Origin of the sequence: Streptomyces sp. NPDC020898 (genome assembly GCF_044333925.1) — a bacterium.
Lineage (GTDB): Bacteria > Actinomycetota > Actinomycetes > Streptomycetales > Streptomycetaceae > Streptomyces.
The window spans coordinates 478,310-502,949 of record NZ_JBIRRV010000003.1 but is presented as its reverse complement, the minus strand read 5'-3'; the positions used below and the strand labels follow the sequence as shown (position 1 = coordinate 502,949).

18 protein-coding genes and 4 pseudogenes are annotated in these 24,640 nt (G+C 69.6%); 8 read left to right on the top strand and 14 right to left on the bottom strand.

The features are described 5' to 3' along the window. Window positions 1-137: 137 nt before the first annotated feature. Complete coding sequence (locus ACH4TV_RS13465) at window positions 138-260, top strand: hypothetical protein (protein WP_398397419.1); 123 nt, start codon at window positions 138-140, stop codon at window positions 258-260. 333 nt (window positions 261-593) lie between these two features. Next, window positions 594-875, top strand: a complete 282-nt coding sequence (locus tag ACH4TV_RS13460) for a hypothetical protein (protein WP_398397418.1) — start codon at window positions 594-596, stop codon at window positions 873-875. 576 nt (window positions 876-1,451) lie between these two features. Here the strand turns inward: ACH4TV_RS13460 and ACH4TV_RS13455 are convergent. Continuing rightward, window positions 1,452-1,676: a hypothetical protein gene (locus ACH4TV_RS13455; protein WP_398397416.1), complete on the bottom strand. Its 225-nt coding sequence runs from the start codon at window positions 1,674-1,676 to the stop codon at window positions 1,452-1,454. Window positions 1,677-1,681: 5 nt separating this feature from the next. Here ACH4TV_RS13455 and ACH4TV_RS13450 point away from each other — a divergent pair. Continuing rightward, window positions 1,682-2,113: pseudogene (locus ACH4TV_RS13450) on the top strand (DDE-type integrase/transposase/recombinase); the annotation flags it as partial. A 7-nt stretch (window positions 2,114-2,120) separates the two neighbouring features. Here the strand turns inward: ACH4TV_RS13450 and ACH4TV_RS13445 are convergent. Next, window positions 2,121-2,931: pseudogene (locus ACH4TV_RS13445) on the bottom strand (transposase); the annotation flags it as partial. Between the two features lie 126 nt (window positions 2,932-3,057). Here ACH4TV_RS13445 and ACH4TV_RS13440 point away from each other — a divergent pair. Next, window positions 3,058-3,804: a DUF1963 domain-containing protein gene (locus ACH4TV_RS13440; protein ID WP_398397414.1), complete on the top strand. Its 747-nt coding sequence runs from the start codon at window positions 3,058-3,060 to the stop codon at window positions 3,802-3,804. 217 nt (window positions 3,805-4,021) lie between these two features. On the opposite strand, the pseudogene ACH4TV_RS13435 reads toward ACH4TV_RS13440, so the two are convergent. The 4 genes and pseudogenes from ACH4TV_RS13435 to ACH4TV_RS13420 all read right to left on the bottom strand — a co-directional run. After that, window positions 4,022-4,791 (bottom strand): annotated as a pseudogene (locus tag ACH4TV_RS13435) (transposase); the annotation flags it as partial. A 340-nt stretch (window positions 4,792-5,131) separates the two neighbouring features. Beyond that, entirely contained in the window at window positions 5,132-5,455 is a 324-nt protein-coding gene (locus ACH4TV_RS13430) for a transposase (RefSeq protein ID WP_398397412.1), read from the bottom strand. Then, window positions 5,456-5,659, bottom strand: a complete 204-nt coding sequence (locus tag ACH4TV_RS13425; protein WP_398397410.1) for a hypothetical protein — start codon at window positions 5,657-5,659, stop codon at window positions 5,456-5,458. Between the two features lie 36 nt (window positions 5,660-5,695). Then, entirely contained in the window at window positions 5,696-5,881 is a 186-nt protein-coding gene (locus ACH4TV_RS13420) for a hypothetical protein (RefSeq protein ID WP_398397408.1), read from the bottom strand. A gap of 272 nt (window positions 5,882-6,153) precedes the next feature. Here ACH4TV_RS13420 and ACH4TV_RS13415 point away from each other — a divergent pair. After that, a pseudogene (locus tag ACH4TV_RS13415) lies at window positions 6,154-7,044 on the top strand (penicillin acylase family protein); the annotation flags it as partial. Window positions 7,045-7,117: 73 nt separating this feature from the next. Here ACH4TV_RS13415 and ACH4TV_RS13410 read toward each other — a convergent pair. Both ACH4TV_RS13410 and ACH4TV_RS13405 read right to left on the bottom strand, forming a co-directional pair. After that, complete coding sequence (locus ACH4TV_RS13410) at window positions 7,118-8,710, bottom strand: acyl-CoA synthetase (RefSeq protein ID WP_398397407.1); 1,593 nt, start codon at window positions 8,708-8,710, stop codon at window positions 7,118-7,120. Beyond that, window positions 8,707-9,819, bottom strand: coding sequence for a nitronate monooxygenase (locus ACH4TV_RS13405; protein ID WP_398397405.1), 1,113 nt, complete (start codon window positions 9,817-9,819; stop codon window positions 8,707-8,709). The genes ACH4TV_RS13410 and ACH4TV_RS13405 overlap by 4 nt, the downstream gene beginning before the upstream one ends. A gap of 84 nt (window positions 9,820-9,903) precedes the next feature. Here ACH4TV_RS13405 and ACH4TV_RS13400 point away from each other — a divergent pair, with 84 nt between their 5' ends. Next, window positions 9,904-11,688, top strand: a complete 1,785-nt coding sequence (locus tag ACH4TV_RS13400) for a serine hydrolase (protein ID WP_398397403.1) — start codon at window positions 9,904-9,906, stop codon at window positions 11,686-11,688. A 30-nt stretch (window positions 11,689-11,718) separates the two neighbouring features. On the opposite strand, the gene ACH4TV_RS13395 is transcribed toward ACH4TV_RS13400, so the two are convergent. The 6 genes from ACH4TV_RS13395 to ACH4TV_RS13370 form a co-directional block, all read right to left on the bottom strand. Continuing rightward, window positions 11,719-13,332, bottom strand: a complete 1,614-nt coding sequence (locus ACH4TV_RS13395) for a phytoene desaturase family protein (protein ID WP_398397402.1) — start codon at window positions 13,330-13,332, stop codon at window positions 11,719-11,721. Between the two features lie 180 nt (window positions 13,333-13,512). Further along, entirely contained in the window at window positions 13,513-15,744 is a 2,232-nt protein-coding gene (locus tag ACH4TV_RS13390) for a tetratricopeptide repeat protein (protein WP_398397400.1), read from the bottom strand. A 57-nt stretch (window positions 15,745-15,801) separates the two neighbouring features. Further along, the gene (locus ACH4TV_RS13385; RefSeq protein ID WP_398397398.1) at window positions 15,802-16,701 is read right to left on the bottom strand and encodes an oxygenase MpaB family protein; all 900 of its coding nucleotides are present in this window, start codon (window positions 16,699-16,701) and stop codon (window positions 15,802-15,804) included. 679 nt (window positions 16,702-17,380) lie between these two features. Continuing rightward, window positions 17,381-17,950 (bottom strand): TetR/AcrR family transcriptional regulator, encoded by a 570-nt coding sequence (locus tag ACH4TV_RS13380; RefSeq protein WP_398397396.1) that lies wholly within the window; start codon window positions 17,948-17,950, stop codon window positions 17,381-17,383. A 66-nt stretch (window positions 17,951-18,016) separates the two neighbouring features. Further along, the gene (locus ACH4TV_RS13375) at window positions 18,017-19,315 is read right to left on the bottom strand and encodes an SNG1 family protein (RefSeq protein WP_398397394.1); all 1,299 of its coding nucleotides are present in this window, start codon (window positions 19,313-19,315) and stop codon (window positions 18,017-18,019) included. A 729-nt stretch (window positions 19,316-20,044) separates the two neighbouring features. Beyond that, complete coding sequence (locus tag ACH4TV_RS13370; protein ID WP_398397392.1) at window positions 20,045-20,692, bottom strand: TetR/AcrR family transcriptional regulator; 648 nt, start codon at window positions 20,690-20,692, stop codon at window positions 20,045-20,047. A gap of 163 nt (window positions 20,693-20,855) precedes the next feature. On the opposite strand from ACH4TV_RS13370, the gene ACH4TV_RS13365 reads away from it, so the two are divergent. Together ACH4TV_RS13365 and ACH4TV_RS13360 are read left to right on the top strand one after the other, a co-directional pair. Next, the gene (locus ACH4TV_RS13365) at window positions 20,856-23,198 is read left to right on the top strand and encodes an MMPL family transporter (protein WP_398397390.1); all 2,343 of its coding nucleotides are present in this window, start codon (window positions 20,856-20,858) and stop codon (window positions 23,196-23,198) included. A 560-nt stretch (window positions 23,199-23,758) separates the two neighbouring features. Continuing rightward, window positions 23,759-24,592: a PIG-L family deacetylase gene (locus tag ACH4TV_RS13360; RefSeq protein WP_398397389.1), complete on the top strand. Its 834-nt coding sequence runs from the start codon at window positions 23,759-23,761 to the stop codon at window positions 24,590-24,592. Window positions 24,593-24,640 lie beyond the last annotated feature (48 nt).

The window sequence follows — 24,640 nt, the reverse complement described above, 5'->3', positions numbered from 1 at the left end:
CGAGAAGGGCCTCCGCGACCTCGCCCAGCTCCTGACTGATCCTGAGCACGCGCACCGGCTCCGCCGCACGCCGCCCATCCCCTCAAGGCCCCTCCACCAGACCGGTTCACGGACGCTCCTCGCCCGCCGTTCGGCCCATGAGATCTGCACCGCCCCGCGCTACCGCGCACGACGCCGTGGGCCGGGGCCACACCTCGTGGTGGCCCGAGGACCGGCACAGCGGGATATGGCTGGACGACGAGAACATCGTTCTGCGCTGAGGCCTGGCGGACCCTGCACGATTCGCGGTGTACACGGTCGCTCACAACGCCATCAATGCTGCAAGGCGATCTTCGAAGTTGATCGCACAGTTCGCGGCGAGTCAGATGCGGTGCCGAACGCGCAGCACCCATACCGCCACCTGGCAGTCGCAGGAAGACCTCGTAGCCTGGGGGTAAGGCAGATGCCAGACCGCTGAAGACCCGGAAGGGTGGCGGGACGAGGGACGGACTCGATCGGAGCTCGCCGCGCAGAGCGCGGACACACGAGACAACTCATCGATGAACGAGAGGTCTCTGATGCCGACCCCATCGACTCTCGAGCGCCTGTGCGACATGCGCGAGCTGCAGGACGCGAACGACGGTCACTCGATCGCGATCCGTAAGCGGATGACCGACGGCGAGATCCCTGCTGTCCGGGTCGGCGGCAAGCGGAAGACACGCGGGCCGGACCCGCAGCCGCCAGCCATGCCGGTCATCGTCTTCCGCTCCGATGAACAGGCAGGGGAACAGGCCAGAGACGACCTCAATGCATTGGCCGCGAAACTCGTCGCGAGCTGGCCGGAACTCCCCAAGGAGCGCAGGGTCGAGCTCGGTCGCCTCTTGACCGACCCCTGACCCGACACGACCTCTGATGCAACGAAAAACGCCCCGTCTCGCCGGGGCGTTTTCATGTGTGCGCTCAGGTCAGCGCAGGCAGTCGGTGTCGTCGTGCTCTTCGCCGACTGGGAGTGAACGACGGTCGTCCCCGGGTCCTCGCTGTACATGACTGCCGGGGATTCTTCTCGGAAATTGAGCCTGAGCTGCTCTTCTGACGGAGCATCAATCGGGTAGGAGGGCCGGCCACCCGGCCCTCCTACCCGATTGATACGTCGGCGTCTCGCCATGGACATCTTCGAGTTCCGATGGTGTCCCTGAGGAGACGTTTTACTGCCACCAGCCGGACGCGCCAACGCCGCTGATCGCCGAAGCCCCGAGCAAGACACCGATGAGATACGTCAATGCACCAGCCGGGACACGCATCGGCCTCCACCAAAGCCCTTGACGGCCCGACACGAGTACGCCCAGTCCCCGACGCGGAACAGCGGCGCGGGAGCAGTCAGCCGGTTCGCCACCCTGGACGTCGAGCGGCCTTCCGCATAGGGCGGTTCCCGCGTTGTGGTCGGCTGGCTCCGACGGTGAACGCCCCCTGTCTCACAGGAAAGTGACCCGGAAGCGTGCCTGAGCCTCGGGTCGGACGGCTGCGGTGCCGTCCTCGGAGACGTCGGCGACACCGGCGCGTTGGCAGACACCAAGGAAGTCCTTCAAATCGAGAAGGGAGAAGTCGCCACGGACAGCCACAGGCAGCAGGGCGTGCATCTGTTCCGGGGTGAGCCGGCCCTCGACAACATCGGGGCTGCGGACCAGTTCGGCCAGCACACAGGCGCGTCCTGACCCGCTCCCAGCTGAACCGGCTGCGCTGGATGGACCGGCCTACCGGCCAGGTCATCCGCCGCTACGAGCGAGAGCGCCCCGGCGAACTGATCCATGTCGACATCAAGAAACTCGGCAACATCCCTGACGGTGGCGGACATCGAATCATGCCCCGCCAGCAGGCCGCCGGGAATCGGCAGGCCACAACCAGCGCCCGCAAGGGCGGCAGTCCCATAATCGGCTACAGCTTCGTCCACACAGCCGTCGACGACCACTCCCGGCTCGCTTACAGCGAGGTGCTGACCGACGAGCGCAAGGAGACCGCCGCCTCCTTCTGGAAGCGTGCGAACGCCTTCTTCACCGCCCACGGCATCACTGTCGAATGCGTCCTCACAGACAATGGCTCCTGCTACAGGCCCCAGCTGTTCGCCCAGACCCTCGGCTTGTTTTTTATGGTTTGTGAGCTTTGAGTTGATTACGTTCAGCGATGCTTTCAGGCCCGTCTAGTCGATTTGCCCACGTCGTAACGGGTGGCGGGTTGCCGGTTCTTCGATCCAAGTAGGCGTCCTGAGGCGGGCGTTGAGGGTTTGGGTGCACGGGCCGGACTGTGCAGGTGAGGGCGGAGGTTCCTGAACCCGCGGCGGACGCGGGCCGGGGTGAGCCGGGCAGGCTCGGCCCGCTTCTCCCAGGGGCGGCGGAGATCGGCTGCGGCCTCGCGGGTAAGCCGGAGCTGGGTGGGTGCCGCGATCACGAGCCACGTCCAGCGGTCTGCGGCCTCGGGAGTACGCAGCCCGGGACTGGTCCAGCCGAGCGCCTGCTTCACAAAACGGAAAGTATGTTAAAGATCGAAGCGCCTCAGGAACGCCTGCCAGCGCACGTCGACGCCCTCGCTGGTCATGCCGGTCTTGGAGGACCACAGCCAGACCGGCAGCGGGTCATGACCGCCGGGCAGATGGTCCACCTGGAGGCGGATCAGGGTGCCTTCGATGATGGGGAGTTCGCCCGTGTGGTCGATCCACGCGTAGCGGGTGGTCAGGCGGGGGTGAATGCGGTTCCAGGCCATCGCGTGGGCGGTGCCGTACCGGTTGGTGACCTGTGTCGTGGCCGCGTCAGGCTCGCCCCAGGTGTCCGGCTTGGCGAAGCGGAACTCCTTGCCGTGCTTCGGCGGTCGCCCGCCCTGAGGATAGGACAGGGCATACTCCTTGAGCGAGGGCATCGGCCGTCACATGACGCGGTCGGAGCGCATCCGTCCCAGCACCTCGCCCGCATGGTGACACCAAAACCTTGACCCGGCCGCCAACTCACGCACACCCTCGCACGGTTGGTCCGCCCGTTGCTCCGCAGGGACCGCCGAGGTGTGTCAGACCGTTGAGGCAGACTGTGGCCCATGAACGCACTTGACGAGTACCGCGCGGCGGCCCGCAAGCGAGACGTGCCCGAGCACCTTCTCGACCAGGCGCTGCGCCTCGCCCGCCCGCGCTTGGAACTGCGGTCGATGGACGACGCCGACGCTCCCGTCGTCGGCCAGTACGGAGGCCGTCCCCAGCTTCCCCCGGACGTTGAATGGTCCGGCTTCCCGGCCTTCATCGCATCGGTCGACTGCGCCGCGGTCCCGGTCGGCGACCTGGATATCCAACTGCCGCAGGACGGGCATCTGCTGTTCTTCGCCGACAACAGCGAACCGAGCTACGATCCCGAGCCCACCGAGGATGGCCGGGTGCTCTACGTCCCGGCCGGAACGGCAACGACGGAACGGGCCCCCTCCGACGAGAACGCGTCCTACACCTTCGAGCAATACCCGCTCCGAGGCCGGCTGGACCGGTTCATGCCGGACACCAACAACGCCGTCGCGGACCAGGACACCCTGCGTCTCATCGACCCGTACGTGCTGGATTACATGGACGAGACCATGAACGGCGAACTCACCCTGGGCGGATACGCCAGCGCGATACAACATGACCCGGCCCCCTGGCCCGCCACCGGCGACGATGCACTCATCCTGCTGGCACACGCCGACTACCACTTCGTGGACACCCCTTCTTTCAGCTGCGCCGCGTCCTGGTTGATCCACCCTCGGGACCTGGCCGGGAGAAACTTCGAAAACGTGCAGCTCGACATCCAGGCATACATGTGACACCACCGCACGACGCTCACCTCCGCATGGAGTTCGCGGAGCACCATCAGGAGGCGCACCGCCACACCAACAGGAGGAAGCCGAGGCGGGCGGCCGTGCACGTTCTTCATCAGCGACTGCCATGGATGGAATGGCGTCCCGGTGTGGCCTCAGTCGGCCCGAAAGCCATCGCGCCCCCTGCATGACACCGCGCAGAACAAGATCTGGCTCGAGATCGTCCAGATTGAGGCCGTTCCTTGCGGACGATCAGCCGCATGCCCTTCGGCCAGCGCTCAAGGACGGGGCCGGTGAGTTCGGCGACCCACGCTCCGTCACGGACCTCGCCGTCCGATTCGACAGCCGGGGTCCAGCCCGATGCCGGGATCTTGAGAACGTCCTGGTGGATGGCCTCGGTGATCACCATGCCGACGGAGTAGGACAGCCAGCGTCCGCGCTGGGCGAGCCAGGCCACGAACTCGTGGGTGCCGCCCGCAGAGTCGCAGCGGATCAGGGTCTGCCGTCCTCTCCGGTACCTCTTCGGCACCTGGGCCAGGGCCAGTTGGGCGGCGGTGATGTGGTCCGTGGCCGTGTTCGATCCCGCGTTGCCTGCTCTGAGCAGGGCCGCGACCGGTTCACCCGTGCCGCCGCTTCCGTGGTCGACGAACCCCATCAGCGGGTGATGGCCGTAGGTTCGCTTCCACGTGGGTGTGGCGTCCTCCTTGTCCGAGTGCGCAATCACCAGCACCCCGTCGAGGTCCACGGCCACCGTCCCGCCCGCGTCAGGCGCTGGCCGGCCAACCGCCAGACATGTCGGCGGACTTCAGCCCGCGCGGCACGGATAGCCCGCAGGGCCCTCTCCCCGGAGGCGGCCAGGGCCTCGACGAGGCGGGAGACCGTCGGGTCGGAGGCCACCGGCCCGAACACGGCCGGCTCGGCCCGCAGCATGGCGACATCCGCGAGGCAGTCCCCGCCCAGCGCGACCGCCAGGGCCACGTCCAGCAGGATCTTGGAACCTGAGAGGTGGGGCAGGTCAACCTCACCCGAACCTGCATCAGACCCGAGGAACAGATCGGGAGTGCTTGCGGCCCCGGCACCAACGAAACTCGCGTACCGGCTGTCCGCTGGCTACCTCGTTTATCGGGACCCTGTCGAGTTCGGCCTCGATCAGTCGACCGTCGGCCCGCCGATAAGCCGCCCGAACCGTCCGACTACCTGTCGCGTCCGCGACGCCTGGACCTGCCCCCGTGGTCGCTCCTTCGTGTCCGATGCCATCGACGCCAGGACACTGTCGTGCCCCCGGTCGTGGTGCTGGCGTCGCTAGGCTTTGACATTCGCAAGTGCCCGTTGTTCAGCGGGTTCCCGTCCAGCGTGGGCAGTCCCGCGCCGGGCGGTGTGCGCTACTTGAGGGCTGCCGGATTCCTGAAGCGGGCTCCACCCAGGACGCGGTCGGGTGCGCGGTCGCGCCCAGGATCCGGATCCAGCGGCTCGCGTGCTCGATCACGGCGAACACGTACAAGCGGGCCCCGGACAGAGTGACGGCCTCGAGGAAATCGCACGCCCAGAGCGCGTCGGCCCGGGAGCGCAGGAACTCCGCCCAAGTGCTCAAGGCCCGCTCGGGCACCGGGTCGACGTCGGCCTCCTCCAAGATTTCCCAGACCGTGGATGCTGCCACCTACACCCCCAGTACGAGCAGCTCACCGTGCAGGCGCCGATAGCCCCAACTCGGATTTTCCCTGGCCAGCAGCACCAGCGCCCGGATCGAGTGCACGGTGCGGGGCCGGCCTCCGCGCTTCGGCCGGGACCGGGAAGCGTGTCGGCGGGCGATGACGTCGCGGTGCCAGCGCAGTACCGTGTCCGGCCGCACCAGCAGCCGCATCCGGCGGAGCACTTCCCGTGGCAGGCCATGGAGGAGCTACGCCAAAAACGCCCGCTCGCCCGCGTGGAACCAGACCTGCTGCCCGTTCAACTGCCGTTCCAGAACGCCGATCTGGTGGCGCAGAGAGAGGATCTCGACATCTTTCTCCCGGTCGCTCATCGGCAGCAGTCGCAGCATCGCGAACGCGTTCGTCACACCCAGGTACGCCAGTCTCAGCAGCACGACCGATCATCATGCCGCGCCAACCGGCGCCGCGCGATACCGGCGACTCGATCGGCCTCGACCAACGCCCAAACCCGATCCCACCTGCGTGGATGAGGTATTCGGCAAGGGCAACGTCGGGTCCACCACATCGGCGAAGGAGCCAATTGGTCCGGAGTCAGTGAAGGTGTCGAACGGGTTGCCTGGTCGGGTGATTTCGGCCGGGTGGGCGCATGAAGGCAGGACCTCCGGTGCAGCTAAGGCTCGACGGGTACCGGTACACGTACTTGACGGATAACTCCAACGACAGTGCGTGGCTGACCAACCTGGACCAGCCGATCACCGGCTACGAGCGGATCTTCGGCCCGGTCCGCACGGCCGTCTCGCCGCGGACCCGCGGGGCCGTCGCGGATGTGGCGGCGCTCGCCGCGAAGGGCGGGCTGACCGTCGGGGATCTCCAGCGGCAGCAGTTCGCGAACCGCTCGACGTCGGGCGCGCTGGCCGCCGCCGACGCGGCGCGGGCGTGCGAGGCACTGCCGGACGGCAAGGCAACCGGCAGTGGCGGAACGCCAGTTGACGTCGGTCAGGCGTGCGGCGTGCTGGCGTCCTGGGATCGCACCATGAACAGCGACAGCCGGGGCGCACTGCTCTTCGACCGGTTCTGGCGGAAGCTGCTCGGCGCCGTACCGCCCCCGCAGCGCTGGAAGGTGCCGTTCTCGGCGGCGGACCCGGTCGGCACCCCGAACACGCTCAACACCGACGCGCCGGGGTTCACCAGGGCCCTCGCCGATGCGGTGACGGAGCTGCGCGCGGCCGGCATCCCGCTGAACGCCCGGCTCGGGGACCACCAGTACGTCGTACGGAAGGGGCAGCGCCTTCCCGTCGGCGGCGGCACCGAGTCCCTGGGCGTGTGGAACAAGATCGAGCCCGTGTGGGACACGGCGAACGGCGGCTACCGGGACACCTCGTTCGGGTCCAGCCACGTCCAGGCCGTGGGCTGGGACGGCAGCCGCTGCCCGGTGGCCCGCACGCTGCTGACGTACTCCCAGTCGTCGAATCCGAACTCGCCGCATTTCGCGGACCAGACGCGGCTGTTCTCGGCCAGGAAGTGGGTCAGCACGCGGTTCTGCGAGAAGGACATCCTGTCGTCGCCCGCGCTGCGGGTGATCCGGGTGCACAACTGACGGGTTGACTACGCACGTGCGGTCGGTCCGGTGTGGTCCCGCCCCGTCTCCGGGGCGGGGACCACAGCACACCTCACACAGGCCGGGTGCGGCCCTCCCAGTACGGGTCGCGCAACCGCCTCTTGTACAGCTTGCCGTTGGGGTCGCGGGGCATCGCCTCGATGAAGTCGACGCTCTTCGGCCGCTTGTACCCGGCGAGTTGGCGGGCGCAGTGGCCGAGGATCTCGTTCGCCAGGCCGGGACCCGGCACATGTCCGGGCGCCGCCTCCACGACCGCCTTGACCTCCTCGCCCCAGTCGTCGTGCGGGATGCCGAAGGCGGCGGCGTCGGCGACCGCGGGGTGGGCGAGCAGGGCGGCCTCGATCTCGGCGGGGTAGATGTTGACCCCGCCCGAGATGATCATGTCGATCTTGCGGTCCCGGAGGAAGAGGTAGCCGTCCTCGTCCAGGAGGCCCAGGTCGCCGACGGTGAAGAAGTCGCCGATGCGGTTGCTCCGGGTCTTGGTCTCGTCCTTGTGGTAGGCGAAGGCACCGGTGCTCATCTTCATGTACACGGTGCCGAGTTGGCCGGGCGGCAGTCGGTTGCCGTCGTCGTCGAAGATGGCGAGTTCGCTGATCGGCCAGGCCTTGCCGACCGTGCCGGGCTTCTTCAGCCAGTCCTCGGCCGTCGCGAAGGCCCCGCCGCCCTCGCTGGCTGCGTAATACTCCTCCACGCAGTCGCCCCACCAGTCGATCATGGCGCGTTTCACATGGTCGGGGCAGGGCGCGGCGCCGTGGATGGCGTGCCGCATGGACGTCACGTCGTACGCCCGTCGCACCCGCTCCGGCAGGGCGAGGAGGCGGTGGAACTGGGTCGGGACCATGTGGGTGTGCGTGCATCCATGGGCGTCGATGACGCGGAGCATCTCCTCCGGCGTCCACTTGTCCATCAGCACGATCCGGTGCCCGATGTGCAGGGACGCGGCCGCGAACTGGAGTACGGCCGTGTGGTAGAGCGGCGAGCAGACGAGGTGCACGTTGCCGCCGAAGGGCTTGATGCCGAAGATGCCGAGGAACCCGCCGAGGTACGCCTCCTCGGGCGGCTTGCCGGGCAGCGGGCGCCGGATGCCGCGCGGGCGGCCCGTGGTGCCCGAGGTGTAGTTCATGACCCAGCCGAGGGTGCGGTCGTCGGGCGGCGACTCGGGCTGTCCGTCCAGGAGTTGGGCGTACGGGCGGAACCCGTCGACATCGCCGCCCTCGCCGCCCTCACCGACCGCGTACCGCCGCTCCGCCGGGAGTTCCGCCTCGTCGGCGGCGGCGCGGGCCGCGTCGGCGAACCGCTCGTGTGCGATGAGCACCTTGGCGCCGGAGTCGGCGACGATCCAGGCGATCTCGGGTCCGACGAGGTGGTGGTTGACGGGAACGAGGTAGAACCCGGCCTGGGAGGCGGCCAGATACGCCACGAGGAACTCGACACCGTTGGGCAGGACCGCGGCGAAGGCGTCACCGCGTCCGAGTCCGGCCGCGCGCAGCCCGTGCACCAGCTGGTTGGTGGCGACGTGCAGTCGTCCGGCGGTCCACTGCTCACCGTCGGGCGCGATGAGGACCGTACGCTCCGGGTCGGTGGCGGCCTGCGCCCAGAATCCGTTGGGGGTCTCGCTCCCTGTCCCGCTCACTGTCTCGCTCACGACTGGTCGCCCCTTCCCGCGACGCGGTTGATGTGGTCCACCGCGCGCTCGAAGCCGCTGGTGAGGTCGTCGAAGACGGCCTGGACGCTGCGCTCGCTGTTCATCCGGCCGACGATCTGGCCGACCGGGGTGCCGAGCAGCGGCTCGACCTCGTACTTCTGGATGCGGGAGACCGCCTCGGCGACGAGGAGTCCTTGCAGGGGCATGGGGAGGGTGCCGGGCCCTTCGGTGGCGTCCCAGGCGTCGGTCCAGTCGGTGCGGAGCTGACGTGCGGGTTTGCCGGTCAGGGCGCGGGAGCGGACGGTGTCGCCGGAGCCGGCCGCGAGGAGTTTCTCGGTGAGCGCCCGCGAGTGCATGTCGGCCTCGGTGACGGTCAGCCACAGGGAGCCCAGCCAGACCCCCTGGGCGCCGAGGGCGAGCGCGGCGGCCACCTGCCGTCCGCTGCCGATACCGCCGGCGGCGAGCACCGGCAGCGGATCGACGGCGTCGACGACCTCGGGGGTCAGCACCATGGAGGCGATCTCGCCGGTGTGGCCGCCGGCCTCGTAGCCCTGCGCGACGACGATGTCGATACCGCCCTCGGCGTGCTTGCGCGCGTGCCGGGCGCTGCCCGCGAGGGCCGCGACGAGCACGCCCTGATCGTGCGCGCGGGCGACGACATCGGCGGGCGGCGAGCCCAGGGCGTTGGCCAGCAGCTTGATCGGGTAGTCGAAGGCCACGTCGAGCTGGTTGCGGGCGACCTGTTCCATCCACCCGGTGATGCGCCACCCGGATGCCTCGCCCTCGGCCAGTTCGGGCACGCCGTACTTGGCCAGGGTGTCCCGGACGAACTGGCGGTGCCCCTCGGGGATCATCGCCTCGACCTCGGCCTCGGTCACCCCCTCGACCTTCCGCGCGGGCATGACGACGTCCAGCCCGTACGGCCGGCCCTCGACATGTGCCTCGATCCAGTCCAGGTCGCGTTTGAGGTCGTCCGGCGCCGTGTAGCGGACCGCTCCGAGCACCCCGAAACCGCCGGCCCGGCTGATGGCCGCGGCGACGGCGGGGAACGGCGTGAAGCCGAAGACGGCGTGCTCGATTCCCAGTTTCTTGCTCAGCTCCGTCTGCATGGCCGCAGGATGCCGCAGTCCTCCGGACGAGGGAAGACCTTTTCTGATACACCGTCAGATTCTTGACTGTGGGAGGCTCGCCCCATGACAGAAGACGCAACGGACGGACCGGAACTGACGCGTCGTCAGCTTGGCAGACGCACACTGGCTCTGGGTGGCGCCCTGACCTTCGCCTCCCTCCCGGCGGGTTCGGTCGCAGCAGCCACGCCCAGGGCAACCGGGCATCACCCGACCCTGCGCCCCGGCTCACCCGAACGCGCAGGTCTCCTCCCCCAGTACCTGCGCCAACTGGTCGCGGACGCCAAGGCGTTCCTCGGCCCCTCCCCCAAGCACCCTTGGTACGCGGGGGCGGTGCTGCTCGCCGGGCGTGGCTCCACCGTGGCACTTCATCAGCCGATCGGCATGGCGGTGCGCTACGCGGCGTACGACGAGAAGACGGACACCGGGGTCGAGTTCCCGGCCGCGGAGCAGATCCCGATGGCCGAGGACACGGTGTTCGACCTCGCCTCGGTCTCCAAGCTGTTCACCTCGATCCTGGCCGTGCAGCAACTGGAGCGGGGCGCGCTGACGCTGGAGGGAAAGGTCGCCGCATATCTGCCGGAGTTCGCGCGGGCGGGCAAGCAGAACATGACGATCCGTCAACTCCTCACGCACACCTCGGGGTTCCGGGCCTGGATCCCGCTCTACAACGCGCCGACGTACGAGCAGAAGCTCGAACTCATCTGGAACGAGGCGCCGCTGAACCCGCCGGGCACCAAGTACCTCTACTCCGACCTCAACCTGATCTCGCTCCAGCTGGTCCTGGAGAAGGTCACCGGTCTTCCGCTGGACACCCAGCTCCACGACGAGATCACCGCTCCGCTCGGCATGCACCGCACGCGCTACAACCCGCCCGCCTCCTGGAAACCGCGGATCGCCGCCACCGAGGACGCCCGCGCGCCCTGGTCCGGACTCGACCGGGGCCTGGTGTGGGGCGAGGTGCACGACGAGAACGCGTACAGCCTCGGCGGGGTGGCCGGCCATGCCGGTGTCTTCTCGTCGGCCTGGGACCTGGCCGTTCTCGGCCGTACGCTGCTCAACGGCGGTGCGTACGGCAGGGCGCGCATCCTGTCGCCCGCCTCGGTCGAGTTGATGTTCACCGACTTCAACACCGCCTTCCCCGGGGACGAGCACGGTCTCGGCTTCGAGCTCTACCAGCACTGGTACATGGGCGCGATGGCCACGCCCCGCACCGCCGGGCACACCGGTTTTACCGGCACCTCCCTCGTCCTCGACCCGACGACCGATTCCTTCCTTGTCGTCCTCGGCAACTCCGTGCATCCTGTGCGCAGTTGGCGCTCCGGCTCGGCGCCCCGGGTCGCCGCCGCGAACAACCTGGCCCGTGCGGTACCGGTCCGCCCACGCCATGGACGTACGGCCTGGTTCTCCGGCATGGCCGGCGCGACGACGGCGACGCTCACTCTCCCGCCCCTCGCCACCACCGCCGGCTCCCGGCTGCGCTGCGCCCTGTGGTGGGACACCGAGCCGCAGTCGGACGCCCTGTTCCTGGAGGCCTCGGCCGACGGGGGCGCGACCTGGCAACCGGTCCCGTTCACGACCGCAGTCGCCGACGGCACCCAGCAGGAGCATCCGGCGGGTTCGGTCACCGGCTGGTCGGGGCGCGTCTGGCACCGCCTTTCGGCAGACCTTCCCGCAGCGTCGACCCTCGTCCTGCGCTGGCGCTACACGACCGACCGGCAGTACGTGGGCCGTGGAGCATACGTCGACGGCCTGGCCGTACGCGGCGATGACGGCGCCGTCTTCGACGAGACGCGCCCGGCGGACGCGGCACGCATCGAGGCGGCGGGCTGGGCGGCAACCGCGAACTGACCGGCGAACCGCCCACGCCCGGCGGCCTGTTCAGCCTTCGTCCGACTCCAGCACCGCCATGGCGGCGTTGTGCCCCGGCACCCCGCTCACCCCGCCCCCGCGCACCGCGCCCGCCCCGCACAGCAGGAGGTTGGCGTGCCCGGTCTCCACGCCCCACCGTCCGGTGCCCTCCTGGGCGTACGGCCAGGTCAGGTCGCGGTGGAAGATGTTGCCGCCCGGCAGGCGCAGGTCGCGTTCCAGGTCGAGGGGGGTCTTCGCCTCGATGCAGGGGCGCCCGTCGGCGTCGGTGGCGAGGCAGTCCGCGAGGGGTTCGGCGAGGTGGGCGTCGAGCTGAGCGAGGGTCGACTTCAGCAGCTCGTCCCGTACGGCGTCGTTGTCGCGTGCGAACAGCCGTGCGGGCGTGTGCAGGCCGAACAGGGTCAGCGTCTGGTACCCCGCCTCCACCAGCTCCGGGCCGAGGATCGTCGGGTCCGTGAGCGAGTGGCAGTAGATCTCCGACGGCGGCGCGGCGGGCAGTTCACCGGCCGTCGCCTGAGCGTGGGCGGCGGCCAGTTGCTCGTACCCCTCGGCGATGTGGAAGGTCCCGGCGAACGCCTCGCGCGGGTCGACGGATGTGTCCTTGAGCCTGGGCAGCCGGGTGAGCAGCATGTTCACCTTGAGCTGGGCGCCCTCGGCGGGACTTGGCGGCGCGTCCCCCGTCAGCGCGGCCAGCTCCTGCGGCGAGGCGTTCACCAGGACGTGCCGGGCGCCGACCGTGCCCTCCCCGTCGGCTGTCCGGTACGTCACCTCGGCGGCCCGGCCGTCCGTGTCCACCCGTACGACCTCGTGGCCGGTGGCGAGCACGGCGCCCGCGTTCCGGGCGGCGCCTGCCAGCGCGTCGGTGAGTGCGCCCATGCCACCCACGGGAACGTCCCAGGCGCCGGTGCCGCCGCCGATGACGTGGTAGAGGAAGCAGCGGTTCTGGCGCAGGGAGGGGTCGTGGGCGTCGGCGAAGGTCCCGATCAGCGCGTCCGTCAGGACCACACCGCGTACGAGGTCGTCGGCGAAGTTCGCTTCGACGGCCGCGCCGATCGGCTCCTCGAAGAGGGTGCGCCAGGCGTCCTCGTCGTCGATGCGGCGCCGGAGTTCGTCGCGGGCGGGCAGGGGCTCCGTGAGCGTGGGGAACACTTTTTCGGCGGCGCGGCCGGTCATGGCGTAGAAGCACTGCCAGGACTCGTACTCGCGTTCCCCTCCGGTGAGGCGTGCGAAGGCCTCCCGGGTGCGGCGCGCGCCGCCGCCGACGAGCAGGCCGGTGGGCCGTCCGTCCCGTTCCACGGGGGTGTACGAGGAGACGGTGCGCCCGCGCACGCGGAAGTCGAGGTCGAGGTCCCGCACGATCTTCCGGGGCAGCAGGCTGACCAGGTAGGAGTAGCGCGACAGACGGGCGTCGACCCCGGCGAACGGGCGCGTCGAGACGGCGGCGCCGCCGGTGCCGGCCAGCCGTTCCAGGACCAGCACCGACTTCCCGGCACGGGCCAGGTAGGCGGCGGCGACGAGGCCGTTGTGGCCGCCGCCGACGATCACCGCGTCGTATCGGGCCCGAAGGACGTGGCGGTCCTGCCGGTCGTGTCGGTCAGTGCGCTCGGGGCGCTCGGGTGCGGGCATGGTCCTTCGTAACACGTGATGATCGACCCGGGCCAGAGCTGTACGGCCGAAGAGCCGCAGGCCCAAGGGGGCGCAGGGCTGTATCGATGTGCGGCTCCGCCGCGCCCCAAAGGGGCGCGGGGAACTGCGCGACCAGCCACGACGGCGCCGCAGCGAACCGACAACACCTGGCGGCACTTCTCAGTGACCGGAGGCCCTCTGCTGCCGCAGTACCGCCACCCTCCGGTAGAGCTCGACGGCCTCGGCGCCCCGGCCGAGCTGTTCCAGGCAGTGGGCCTCGTCGTTGCGGCTGGCGAGGGTGTCGGGATGGTCGGCGCCGAGCACCTGCTCGCGGGCGGCGGCCACCCGCCGGTACTCGGTCAGGGCGTCGGGCCAGCGGCCGAGCCAGCCCAGTCCGACGGCCACCTCACGGCGGCTGACCAGCGTGTCCGGGTGGTCGGCGCCCAGGACCCGCTCGCGGATCGCGCACACGTCGCGCGACTCGGCGAGCGCCTCCTCCCAGCGGTCGAGTCGGCCCAGGTTGACGCCGAGACCGTGCCGGGCGCGCAGGGTCTCGGGGTGCGCGGGGCCGTTGACGCGGGTGCGGTCGTCGATCAGGTCGCGGTACAGCTTGAGCGCCTCCGCGCTGCGGCCCAGCCGTCCGAGGCTGATACCGACCTCGTAACGGGCGGCGAGGGTGTCCGCGTGGTCGGGGCCGAGCGCCTGGGCACGCGCCTCCGCCACCCCCTGGTACGTCCGCAGGGCCTCGGGCCAGCGCCCCAACTGGCCGAGTGCGTAGGCGACTTCGTACTGCGTGACCAGCGTGTCGGGGTGCGCGGCGCCGAGCACCCGGGCGCGCGCCGCCGCCACCTCGCAGGCCATGCGGTACGAGTCCTCCAGGCGCCCCAGCCGGCTCAGGTTGAAGGCGAGGTTGTGGCGGCAGCGCAGGGTGTCCGGATGGTCGGGGCCCATCGTGCGCTCCCGGGCGGCCAGGACGGTCGTGTACGCCTGGTGCGCCTCGAAGTGACGGCCCAACTGCCCCAGGACGTACGCCATTTCCTGACGGGCGGCCAGGGTGTCCGGATCCTCGGCGCCGAGGATCCGCTCCCGCTCCCGGGCCACATGGGTGTACTCGCCCAGGGCGTCGGCGGCGCGGCCGGTGCGACTGAGGGTGAAGCCGACCTCGTAGCGGCTGGCGAGGGTCTCGGGGTGGGCGGGGCCGAGGACGTGCTCGCGTTCGGCGGCGACCGCGCGGTGCACCTCGCCCGCCTCGGCCCAGCGTCCGAGGCGCCCCAGGCTCAGGCCCGCGTTGTGCCGCCCGGCCAGCGCGGTGAGCGTCTGCGGCGAGGGGGCGGGCGGCAGCTGCGGTACGGGCTCGGGCCGGCCGGTGACCGGGCGGGCGATCCAGTCGCCGGTGAGGCCCGCCGCCGGGTCCGGAGGCGTGGTGTCGAGCCCGGCGCCGGTCGCCTTGTGGCCGGTGGTCATGCCCCGGGTCCAGGACGGCAGCCGGGGTTCACGTGCGGCGGGCTCCGGCGGCCGGAGCTGGGGCTGCGGGGTGACGAGGGTCGGCACGTACAGCGGGGTGGCCCGGCCCGCGCTGATCCTGCGGGCCAACTCCCGTGCGTCGTGCGGGCGTTCCTCCGGGAGTTTGGCGAGGAGGGCCAGGATGACCCGCTCCAGGAACTCGGGCACCTCGGAGCGGTGGCTGCGCGGCGGCTCGGGCGGGGTGTCACGGTGTCCGACGAGCACCGCCCAGGCATCGTCGAGGTCGAACGGCGGTACTCCGGTGGCCAGTTCGTACAGCACGCACCCGAACGAGTACAGGTCGCTCCGGTGGTCGACCTCGCCGCCGCTGATCTGCTCCGGCGACATGTAGTGCGGAGTCCCCATCGCGATGCCGGTGCCGGTGAGCCGGGAGGTGAAGCCGATGTCGTGACCGAGGCGGGCTATGCCGAAGTCGCAGATCTTCACCGTACCGTCGGTCAACCGCATGATGTTCGCGGGCTTCAAGTCACGGTGGACGATGGCCTGTTGGTGCGTGTAGGCAAGAGCGGCGGCGACCTGGTCGGCGATGTCGACGACGTCCGGGACGGGTAGCGGATGATGCTTGTTGTCCTCCAGGAGCTGACTGAGGTTGCGCCCCTCCAGCAGCTCCATGACGAGATAGAGCACCCCGTCGGACTCGCCGAAGTCGTGCACGACGGTGACCCCGCGGTGCTGCAACGCGGCGGCCACCCGTGCCTCGCGGCGGAACCGCTCCCGCAGGACGCGCGTGAACGAGTGGTCGTGGTGTGCCCCGAGCGGCTTCAGGCACTTCACGGCGACCTGCCGCCCCAGCGACTCGTCGCGCGCACGCCACACTTCCCCCATGCCCCCGCGCCCGATCAGATCGAGCAGCCGGTACCGGCCCTGGATCAGTCTGGTGTCCACCATCTCCTGCTGCCGCCCCCGGTCCTGTCCGCCCTCCCCTGGCTCGTCCAGTATGGCGAGCTATCGTCCGAGTTTGTACGGCGCGGGGCGCGAGCCCGGCCCGAGCCGTGACATGGCCCGCAGGATGTGTTTGGGCGGCAGTTGCCAGCGAAGACGTGCGGGAACGGAGCGCAGCAGGGTGCCGGTGACACGCAACTGCCGGGTGACGGTGGCAGGTTCAGGTGCGGCTCTGCCGTACAACTCATGGGCGTACGGCGGCAGAGAGGCGTACGCCAGCTGCGACACGCGCCGCCACAGCACCTCACGCGCCGGGACCAGCAGAGGATGCGTCGGGGGACGGAGCAGGAAGTCGTCCACTTCGTGTGCCTCGGCTCCGACGGCCAGTTCGGGCCGGACCTTCTCGAAGTAGGCGGTCATCTCGGCCTGGTTCGCGGGTACGTCGGCGGGGTCGAGGCCCACCAGCCGGGCGCTGACCAGGTGCTCGCGGATGTACCGGTCGGTGTGGGCGTCGGTGATCGGGTATCCGGAGCAGCGCATGATGTGCAGATAGGAGTCGATCTCGGCGCAGTGCACCCACAGCAGCAGTTCGGGGTCGTCGACGCCGTACCGCTCCCCCGTGTCCGGGTCCACGGCGGACAGCATGCGGTGGATCTTCCGCACCCGGGCGCCCGCCTTCTCGGCCGCGTCCGTGGTCCCGTAGGTCGTCGTGCCGACGAAACTCGCGGTGCGTATCAGCCGACCCCAGGCTTCCTTCCCGAAGTCCGAGTTCTGCGTGACTCCGCGCACCGCGCGCGGATGCAGCGCCTGGAAGTACAGCGCGCGGACTCCGGCGACCCACATCATGGGGTCACTGTGCAGCTGCCACGTCACGGAATCAGGACCAAAAAGCCCCGGGTCACCTGCGTGTTGGCCTTCCACGTGGTCAGCTGCGGCCCCAGCCGCTGGATGTCTCCGGAACATGACACCTCTCCTTCCCCCGGCTGCCCGCAACCGAGCATCTCGCATCTTTCCCAGAGCGGCGCTCGATCATTCGCTCGAAGGGGGCGCGGACTCCCGCCGCGTGGATCTCCGGCGCTTCTTGTCAGGCCGGAACCACCGGCAGGACGATACGGAAGGGGCGGACGGGGTCGTGGAAGACCTGCTGGCGGGCCACTCGTGGCGTGGTCGCGGTCTTCGAAACCCGCCATGACCGGCGCAAGCGCGGGTTTCCTTCGCGGTGTGATCGGTTTCCATGCACAAGGGCCCCGCTGGCCACTGCGACTTCTGAGCGGGCGGCCGACGGGGGGCGGGCGGCGAACAGGCCCCCTACGCTCCATGACGGAGGAGTACGCGTGACTGAATCGCGGCGCACCACGAGACGCTCCTGATGCAGGGATACGCCGTCGCGGCGGCCCCGAGGCGCGGCGCGACGACCTGATCGGCGAGCCCGCCCGGACCGACCGGATGAGACTGCGGGAAGCCGTGCACCTGTCGCCGGGGGCAGATCCCCACGAAACCGCGAGCCCCTTTACCTACGACACACTCGGCAACACGCTTACGGCCAGAAGCCTGAAGCCGTGGGCGCCGCTCCGGCCGCCGGAGACCGGTGCCAAACCGGAGGAGCGCAACGATCCACGGGCCCGTTCAACAACGGGGTGCGTCAGCGCATGTCTGCCGCGTCGAGCAGGGTGGTCACCGTGGGCGCGACGAGCCCGGTCAGGTTGTCGGCCCGGATGCCCGCGCGGGCGCTGGCGCCGTCGAAGACCAGGATGAGCTGCCGGGCCAGCAGGTCGGGATCGCTCGCCCCACCCTGTTCGGCCTCGGCACGGAAAAAGGCCGTCAGGTTCGCTTTGATCTGATGGGCCACCCGGCTCGCGGGGTGGGTCTGGTCCTTGAGCTCGATCTGCACAGCCAGGTACCGGCAGCCTTGGAACTCGGGCATGCCCGCCTGCGATTCCACCCGCTCGAAGACGTGCAGGATCCGCTCGCGGGGCGAGCGGCCGTCGTCCGCCGCCGGCAGGAGCCCGGCCGCGAAGGCGGCGGCGCGTTCTTTCAAGCTCACGGCCAGCAGTTCGTCCTTGCTCTCGAACAGCTGGTACAGGGAGCGCTTCGACACCCCCGCCGCCTTGCACAGCGCCTCGACGCCGATGCCGACCCCGTCTCGGTAGGTGAGCGTGGCCGCCGCCTCCAGCAGTCGCTCTCTCGTACTTGGCTTCACTTCAGTGGTCATAGCACGAGGTTAACTCGAATCGGACAGAATAAAAACCGATCGGTTTCCAGGATGGGTCGCGTTCGGCTACGCCGGGACGGCGGTCTTCTCGGGCTTCGTCTCGGCGGGGATGCGATGCAGCCCCTTGTGGTCGTACCACCCCGTCACGCCGAAGCCGAAGAGTACGGCCGCCACGAGGCCGACGGCCATCATCACCCAGCCCCGGGTCAGACCCGCGTCGCCCTGGGCGTCGTAGTAGAGGATCGAGCGGAGACCGCCGGTGATCTGCCGCAGGGGCTCGAACTCCGAGAGGAAGCGGTAGAAGCCCGGCAGCGCCTCGATAGGGGTGGTGGCGCCGGCTGTCGGCACCGCCATCGCGATGAAGACCAGCGTGACCACCAGCATGCCGGGTGTGCCGAAGACGGCGAGGAGAGTGAGGGCGCCGATCCCGGCGACCGCGATGGCGCACACCGAGTACAGCCACAGCAGCGGCAGGTGGGCGGCGTCCATGCCCATGAGGCCGACGGCGCCCACCATGACCAGGGTTCCCATCAGCAGGGACAGACCGGCCATGAGGGTGCTGCTGATGGCGAGGGTCTGCACGCGGGTCGCCCGGATCAGCGGGCGGTGCAGGCGCAGCGGGCCCATGTCGTTGTGGGTGTAGCCGAGGGCGTGGTCGACCTGGCCGCTGATGACGTTGGCGGAGAGCATGCCGCAGACGACGAGGACGAGCGCGTAGTAGAACGCCGTCAGGCCCAGGCCGCTGTGCGAGTCGAGCGGATGACCGTCCTCGACCATGACGGCGGCCGGATCGGCCAGCAGGACGCGTGCCGCGACAGGCAGTTCCGCCTGCCCGGCCCCGCTCAGGGCGGTCAGCTGCTTGCCCACCTGGAGCGAGGCATTCTGGGCCGCCTGCGTCGTCGCCGTCCGGGCCAGACTGGATCCCATACTGCCGGCGGACTGGTTGGTCACCACCGTCAGCGTCGGACGGGCCGGGGCCCCGGAGGTCGCGGAGCCGGTCAGCGCGGTGGCGGAGGCGGTGAAGTCGGCGGGGACGACGAGCGCGCCGTACAACTTGCCCTCACCCAACTCCTCTTTCATCCCCTTCTCGTCCATCACCCTCCAGTCGATCTTGCCGCCGCTCGCGGTGGACTTCTTGATCGACTCGGTGATCTGCACCCCCAGGTTGACCTGTTGGCCACCGGCGGTGGCGCCCTTGTCAGCGTTGACGAGACCGACGGGCAGCTTGGTCATGTGATCGACGGGATCGATGTTGGCACCGACATAGAACACGGTGAACAGCAGCGCGAGGACGCCCGTGATGACGCCGTTGGCGATCCACAGAGGTTTGGCGCGCAGTACGCGGAAGGGATGAATGCCACTCATGACTTACTCCGGTCTCGACAACACAGCGCATCAGGAGGAGGCCGGACAGCTTCATTGCGGGCCGGCGACCCTCGGAACGTTCAACCTCGGCACGCACGGCCGCCGACGCGGCACCGTGGGGGTGGATTCAGATCCCTGTCGGGTTCCGACTGCGAAACCGGTCGGTTTCAGCTCATCGTAAACCGACCGGTTTTCAAATTCCAAGTCGAGACACCGGCCCATGCCCCAGCAGCGCCTGGAAGCCGCATACCGGCGCCGCCCGATCGCCGGGGCGCTTCGAACCGGGAACCGCGAGTGGAGCGGCGTCACTTCAGCCGACGTCGGCGGCAATCGAAGTCGTGCGCCCGCCTCCGGCGATCGCGACTGGACCGACGAATTCAGCAGGCGGTGTCGGCGAACCTCGGCGAGACGGCCATCTTTACCCGACTGACCACCATCGGCTCGCAGGGCGGGCCGTCACCTGCGGATTCCACCGCCAGGTGCCGAGCGGGACAGGCCTTGCCGGGGCACGCCGGGCAACTGCCTGGCCGGACCCCCATCCCACATCCCACCGCCGGCCGAGCACACCAACCTCCGACAGCCCGACCCACCGGCCCGTGCGACGGACCGCGCGGACCATGGCGCTCGACGCCTCAGGCGATCGAGGCCACCCCGAACGACCCGGGCGGGTTACGCGTCGCCCTGCGGCGGCGGCAGTTGTCCGGCATGGACGGCCTTACAGCGGGGGCGTCAGTCCCGGACGACGCCGCTGATCGCGGCGCGGAGGTCGCCATCTTCCGTTTCCGCGCGTACCGACGGGAGAGGGGACGCGCCGGCGGGGTTGAGCGAGTCGAAGAGCAGGGCCATGAAGCGTGCGCGCATGGACGGTGCGGTGCCGGGTAGCGCGAGGCCTGCGATGCCCATGACGAGGAAGTGCGGAATGTCGTCCGCAGTGAGGTCGGTACGGATCTCGCCCTGCTCCTGTGCGTGCTCAAGGAGGGGGCGGAGGGACTCACTGAAGCGCTGGAGTGCGTCCACGGCGACATCGGCGAAGTTGGCGGCGAAGGCGACCAGGCCCCGCTCCTCGGTGATCAGGTCGAGCAGCCGGGTGGCGATGTCCAGAAGGGTCTGGCGCGGGTGGCGGGAGGCCGCGGCGTCGTTGATCAGCGGGAGGAGGTCGGTCTCGAGGATGTCGTCGAGAACGGCCCGGACGATGGCTTCCCGGTTGGGGAAGTGCCGGTAGAGCGTGGCGATGCCCACGCCCGCCTCGGCGGCGATCTGCTCCAAGGAACCCTCACCGGCGCCGAGGACATTGCGTCCGGCCGCAGTGATGCGCTCCACGCTGGAGCGGGCGTCAACCCTGCGGAGCCGGGGTGTGCGCGGTGCGGCGTTCGGCATCTCTGACCCTCCCGTTTCTGCACCGCAGACTACTCAATCCGCTCAGCCACCTACGCAATGATAGTTCACTATCGCTTTGATAGTCACCTATCATTTTGGTAGTACCCTCTCACTTCGTTCGGATGCGCGTACCCGCAGGGTGCGCCGGAGACGGGAGAAGGCTGTGTCTGTTCTGCTGTACCGGCTGGGGCATTTCGCCTACGCCAGGCCCTGGTATGTGATCGCCGGCTGGCTGGCGGTGGTGTCCGCCGTGGTGGCGCTGCTCGTGGTCAACCCCGTCAAGCTGAGCAACGAGGTGCGCATCGACGGCACCCCCGCCCAGGAGGTCATCGACGATCTGGCGAAGTCCCTTCCGGAGGCGTCCGGCGGCCAGGGCATGCTGGTGTTCCGCGCGCAGAACGGGACGCGGATCGACGGCGAGGACAACCGCGCCGCCCTCGTCGCCGCGGTGGACACGGTCTACCGCCACGACCACGTCATCGACGCCCGCAGGGTCCTCGCCGTCGAGCTGTCCAAGGGGGAGAAGAGTCCGCTGCTGCGGGCCCAGGCGGCGGTGGCCGAAGCCGCCGGGCAGCCGACGGGAGGCAAGACGCCGGCCCCGCTCCTGCAGGACGGCCGACCGGTGCCCGGGGTCATCGTCTCCGCCGACGGCTCCACCGCCCTGATGCAGTTCCAGTTCGACGAGCAGACCTACGAGCTGCCCTCCGGCACGATCGACAGCACCGTCGAGGCCGCCGAGGAGCAGGCCGGACGAGCCCACCTCGACGTCCTGCCGTCGGCGGCGATGCTGGAGATACCCGAGATCGTGGGCGTCGGTGAGATCGTCGGCGTCGTCGTGGCGGCCATCGTCCTGCTCGTCACCCTGGGATCGGTCGTGGCGGCGGGCCTGCCCCTGGCCATCGCTCTGTTCGGCGTCACGGTGGGCGTCGGCGGCGCCTTCACCCTCTCCACCGTCTTCGAGATCCACTCGCTCACCGCCGTACTGGCCCTGATGCTGGGGCTCGCCGTCGGCATCGACTACGCCCTGTTCATCGTCAACCGGCAACGACGCCTCATCCTGGACACCGGTCTGGACGCGCACGAGGCGACCGGCCGGGCCATCGGCACCGCCGGCAGCGCGGTCTTCTTCGCCGGCAGCACCGTCATCATCGCGCTGGCAGGACTGCTGGTCGTCGGCATCACGCTGCTCAGCACCATGGCCCTCGCCGCCGCGGCCACGATCGCCATCACCGTCCTGCTCGCCCTGACCCTGCTGCCGGCGCTCCTGGGCCTGGTCAAGGAGCGCATCTGCTCGGCCGGGACCCGAGGCAAGGCGCAACAGCAAGCCTCCGCCGCCGCACGGACACGGACCACCCGCTGGGGATCACATCTGGTCCGCCACAAGTACCCCGCTCTCGCGGCGGCGTTCCTGATTCCCCTGGTTCTGGCGCTGCCCGCCCTCGACATGAGGATGGGTCTGCCGTCCGGCGCCAGCTACAACCCCGACACCGCACAGCGCCAGAGCTACGAGGAGGTCAGCGACACCTTCGGCCCCGGCTACAACGGCCCTCTCATGCTCGTCGCCCGCGACTCCGACAGCGGGCGGCCGCTCACTCCCGCGGCCCTCGCCGCGGTCGTCTCCGAGCTGAAGGACACCGAGGGTGCCACGTCGATCTCTCTGGCGGGTATGAACACCGACGGCACCGTGGCCGTCCTCAGCCTCGTTCCCGGCGACGGACCGAACGACGACGGTACGAAGGACCTCGTCACCTCCGTGCGGGACACGAGCCGGGAGATTCGCGAAACCCATGGCGTCACCCTCGGCATCACCGGCTTCACCGCCCTCGCGATCGACGTGTCCGACCGCCTCGCGGACGTGCTGCCCCTCTACGTGGCCACTGTTCTCGGGCTCTCACTGATCGTCCTGCTCCTGGTCTTCCGCTCGGTCGTCGTCCCGGTGATGGCCACTCTCGGCTTCCTGCTCAGCATCGCCGCCACGTTCGGCATCACCACGGCCGTCTTCCAATGGGGCTGGCTGCAGACGCTGTTCGGACTCGACTCGAGCGCACCCGTGGTGAGCCTGCTGCCCATCATCGTCACCGGTGTGCTCTACGGACTGGCCATGGACTACCAGGTGTTCCTGGTCACCTCGATGCGCGAGGCCCGCATGCACGGCGCCGATCCGCTCGACGCGACCGTCTCCGGCTTCGCCCGGGCGAGCGCCGTCGTGATCGCCGCGGCCACGATCATGGTCTCGGTCTTCGCCGGGTTCATCTTCAACGCCCAGCCCATGATCAAACAGGCGGGATTCGCCTTGGCGGTGGGCATCCTCATCGACGCGTTCGTGATCCGCATGACGTTCATCCCGGCGACCATGGCACTCGCACGGGAGAAGGCCTGGTGGATTCCCGGGTGGCTGGACCGTCTCCTGCCCGATCTGGATGTCGAGGGCGAGAAACTCGCGCAGAGGATCCCGCTTCCCCGTCCTGCCGCTCCCCGACAGCACGCCACAGCGCAGAACACCTGACGCGTCGTCGACGAACACGTGCCTGCCGGCAACACCGAACCCGCGGTCCTCGGCCGCGGTGCCGGTGTCATCCTCGGCGACGCGGGACGGCCTCTGGACGTCACGCGCCGCTCTTCGACCAGGTAGGGCCAGGTGGCCAGTATTGAGGAGCCGCTGAACAACGTCGACATCTGATCCTCTGGGAGCGGCCGTTCGAAGCCGCAGACTCGTCCCCGCGGAAGTCGTCCGCCAGAGCTGACCGACGCGTGTACCTCGCGCCGGATACGGCGGCCAGGCCATGGTTCCTGGCCGCCAAGGGCGCACGGGCCGCGTCCAGGCCCTTCGGAACTCTCGGCCACCCACCGAGCCCGACTGCACATCGCGGTCACCGGACGCGGATGTCCCGGCTCGCGGCGTGGCGACGACGCTCGCCGGCAGATACGGCGACCGCATCTCGCACCTGACGCCCTCCGCCAGGAACCCGGGCGCGGACACCGGACGGACTCGGGGGCTGCGGGCGGTCACCTACCGCTGTGCCGCAGACTGGCACCGATCGCTTGACCGACCAGGGGATGGATCTCATGACTGACCGGCCTTTGACGCTGATGGCAGTGCACGCCCACCCGGACGACGAGGCCACGGGAACAGGCGGTGTCCTGGCGCGTTATGCCGCGGAGGGCATCCGCACGGTGCTCGTCACGTGCACCGACGGTGGCTGCGGTGACGGTCCGGGGGGTGCCAAGCCGGGCGACCCCGGGCATGATCCGGCTGCCGTTGCCGTGCTGCGCCGAGGCGAACTCGAAGCGAGCTGTGACGTCCTGGGGGTCGGTCACCTTGAGCTGCTCGGGTACGCCGACTCCGGGATGATGGGCTGGCCGGCCAACACCGCGCCCGGATCGTTCTGGAGTACGCCCGTCGATGAGGCAGCCGCGCGGCTGGCCGAACTGATGCTGCGTTACCAGCCTGATGTCGTCGTGACCTACGACGAGAACGGGTTCTACGGCCACCCCGATCACATCCAGGCGAACCGGATCACGACGGCAGCGCTGTCGCTGACCGGGATGGCGCCGAAGGTGTACTGGACGACAATGCCGCACTCGATGATGAAGGAGTTCGGGAAGCTCGTGCGCGAGTTCGGCGGGGACTGGGAGGAGCCGGACCCGTCCGAGGCCGGGGCGGAACCCGAAATCGGTCTGCCCGACGAGGAGATCACCACGTGGGTGGACGCCACCGAGTTCGGCGGCCAGAAGTTCGACGCACTGGCCGCGCATGCCAGCCAGGGTGAGAACATCTTCTTCCTTCGGATGGGCAAGGAGAGGTTCACGGAATTCATGGGCGTGGAGACGTTCGTCCGGGTCCAGGACACCACCGACGCGCCTCTGCCCGAGAACGACCTCTTCGCCGGCCTGCGCTGAGCTCCGGCCGGTGGCCGTCCCCCGGGCACACGGAGAACCGCCGCCTGC

Excerpts from the sequence above, each read along its gene's own strand:
- ACH4TV_RS13465 (WP_398397419.1), top strand. The coding sequence starts at position 138 with ATGAGATCTGCACCGCCCCGCGCTACCGCGCACGACGCCGTGGGCCGG.
- ACH4TV_RS13460 (WP_398397418.1), top strand. The coding sequence starts at position 594 with ATGCGCGAGCTGCAGGACGCGAACGACGGTCACTCGATCGCGATCCGT.
- ACH4TV_RS13440 (WP_398397414.1), top strand. The coding sequence starts at position 3,058 with ATGAACGCACTTGACGAGTACCGCGCGGCGGCCCGCAAGCGAGACGTG.
- ACH4TV_RS13425 (WP_398397410.1), bottom strand. The coding sequence starts at position 5,659 with ATGCGGCTGCTGGTGCGGCCGGACACGGTACTGCGCTGGCACCGCGAC.
- ACH4TV_RS13405 (WP_398397405.1), bottom strand. The coding sequence starts at position 9,819 with ATGCAGACGGAGCTGAGCAAGAAACTGGGAATCGAGCACGCCGTCTTC.
- ACH4TV_RS13400 (WP_398397403.1), top strand. The coding sequence starts at position 9,904 with ATGACAGAAGACGCAACGGACGGACCGGAACTGACGCGTCGTCAGCTT.
- ACH4TV_RS13395 (WP_398397402.1), bottom strand. The coding sequence starts at position 13,332 with ATGCCCGCACCCGAGCGCCCCGAGCGCACTGACCGACACGACCGGCAG.
- ACH4TV_RS13390 (WP_398397400.1), bottom strand. The coding sequence starts at position 15,744 with ATGGTGGACACCAGACTGATCCAGGGCCGGTACCGGCTGCTCGATCTG.
- ACH4TV_RS13385 (WP_398397398.1), bottom strand. The coding sequence starts at position 16,701 with ATGTTCCGGAGACATCCAGCGGCTGGGGCCGCAGCTGACCACGTGGAA.
- ACH4TV_RS13380 (WP_398397396.1), bottom strand. The coding sequence starts at position 17,950 with ATGACCACTGAAGTGAAGCCAAGTACGAGAGAGCGACTGCTGGAGGCG.
- ACH4TV_RS13375 (WP_398397394.1), bottom strand. The coding sequence starts at position 19,315 with ATGAGTGGCATTCATCCCTTCCGCGTACTGCGCGCCAAACCTCTGTGG.
- ACH4TV_RS13370 (WP_398397392.1), bottom strand. The coding sequence starts at position 20,692 with ATGCCGAACGCCGCACCGCGCACACCCCGGCTCCGCAGGGTTGACGCC.
- ACH4TV_RS13360 (WP_398397389.1), top strand. The coding sequence starts at position 23,759 with ATGACTGACCGGCCTTTGACGCTGATGGCAGTGCACGCCCACCCGGAC.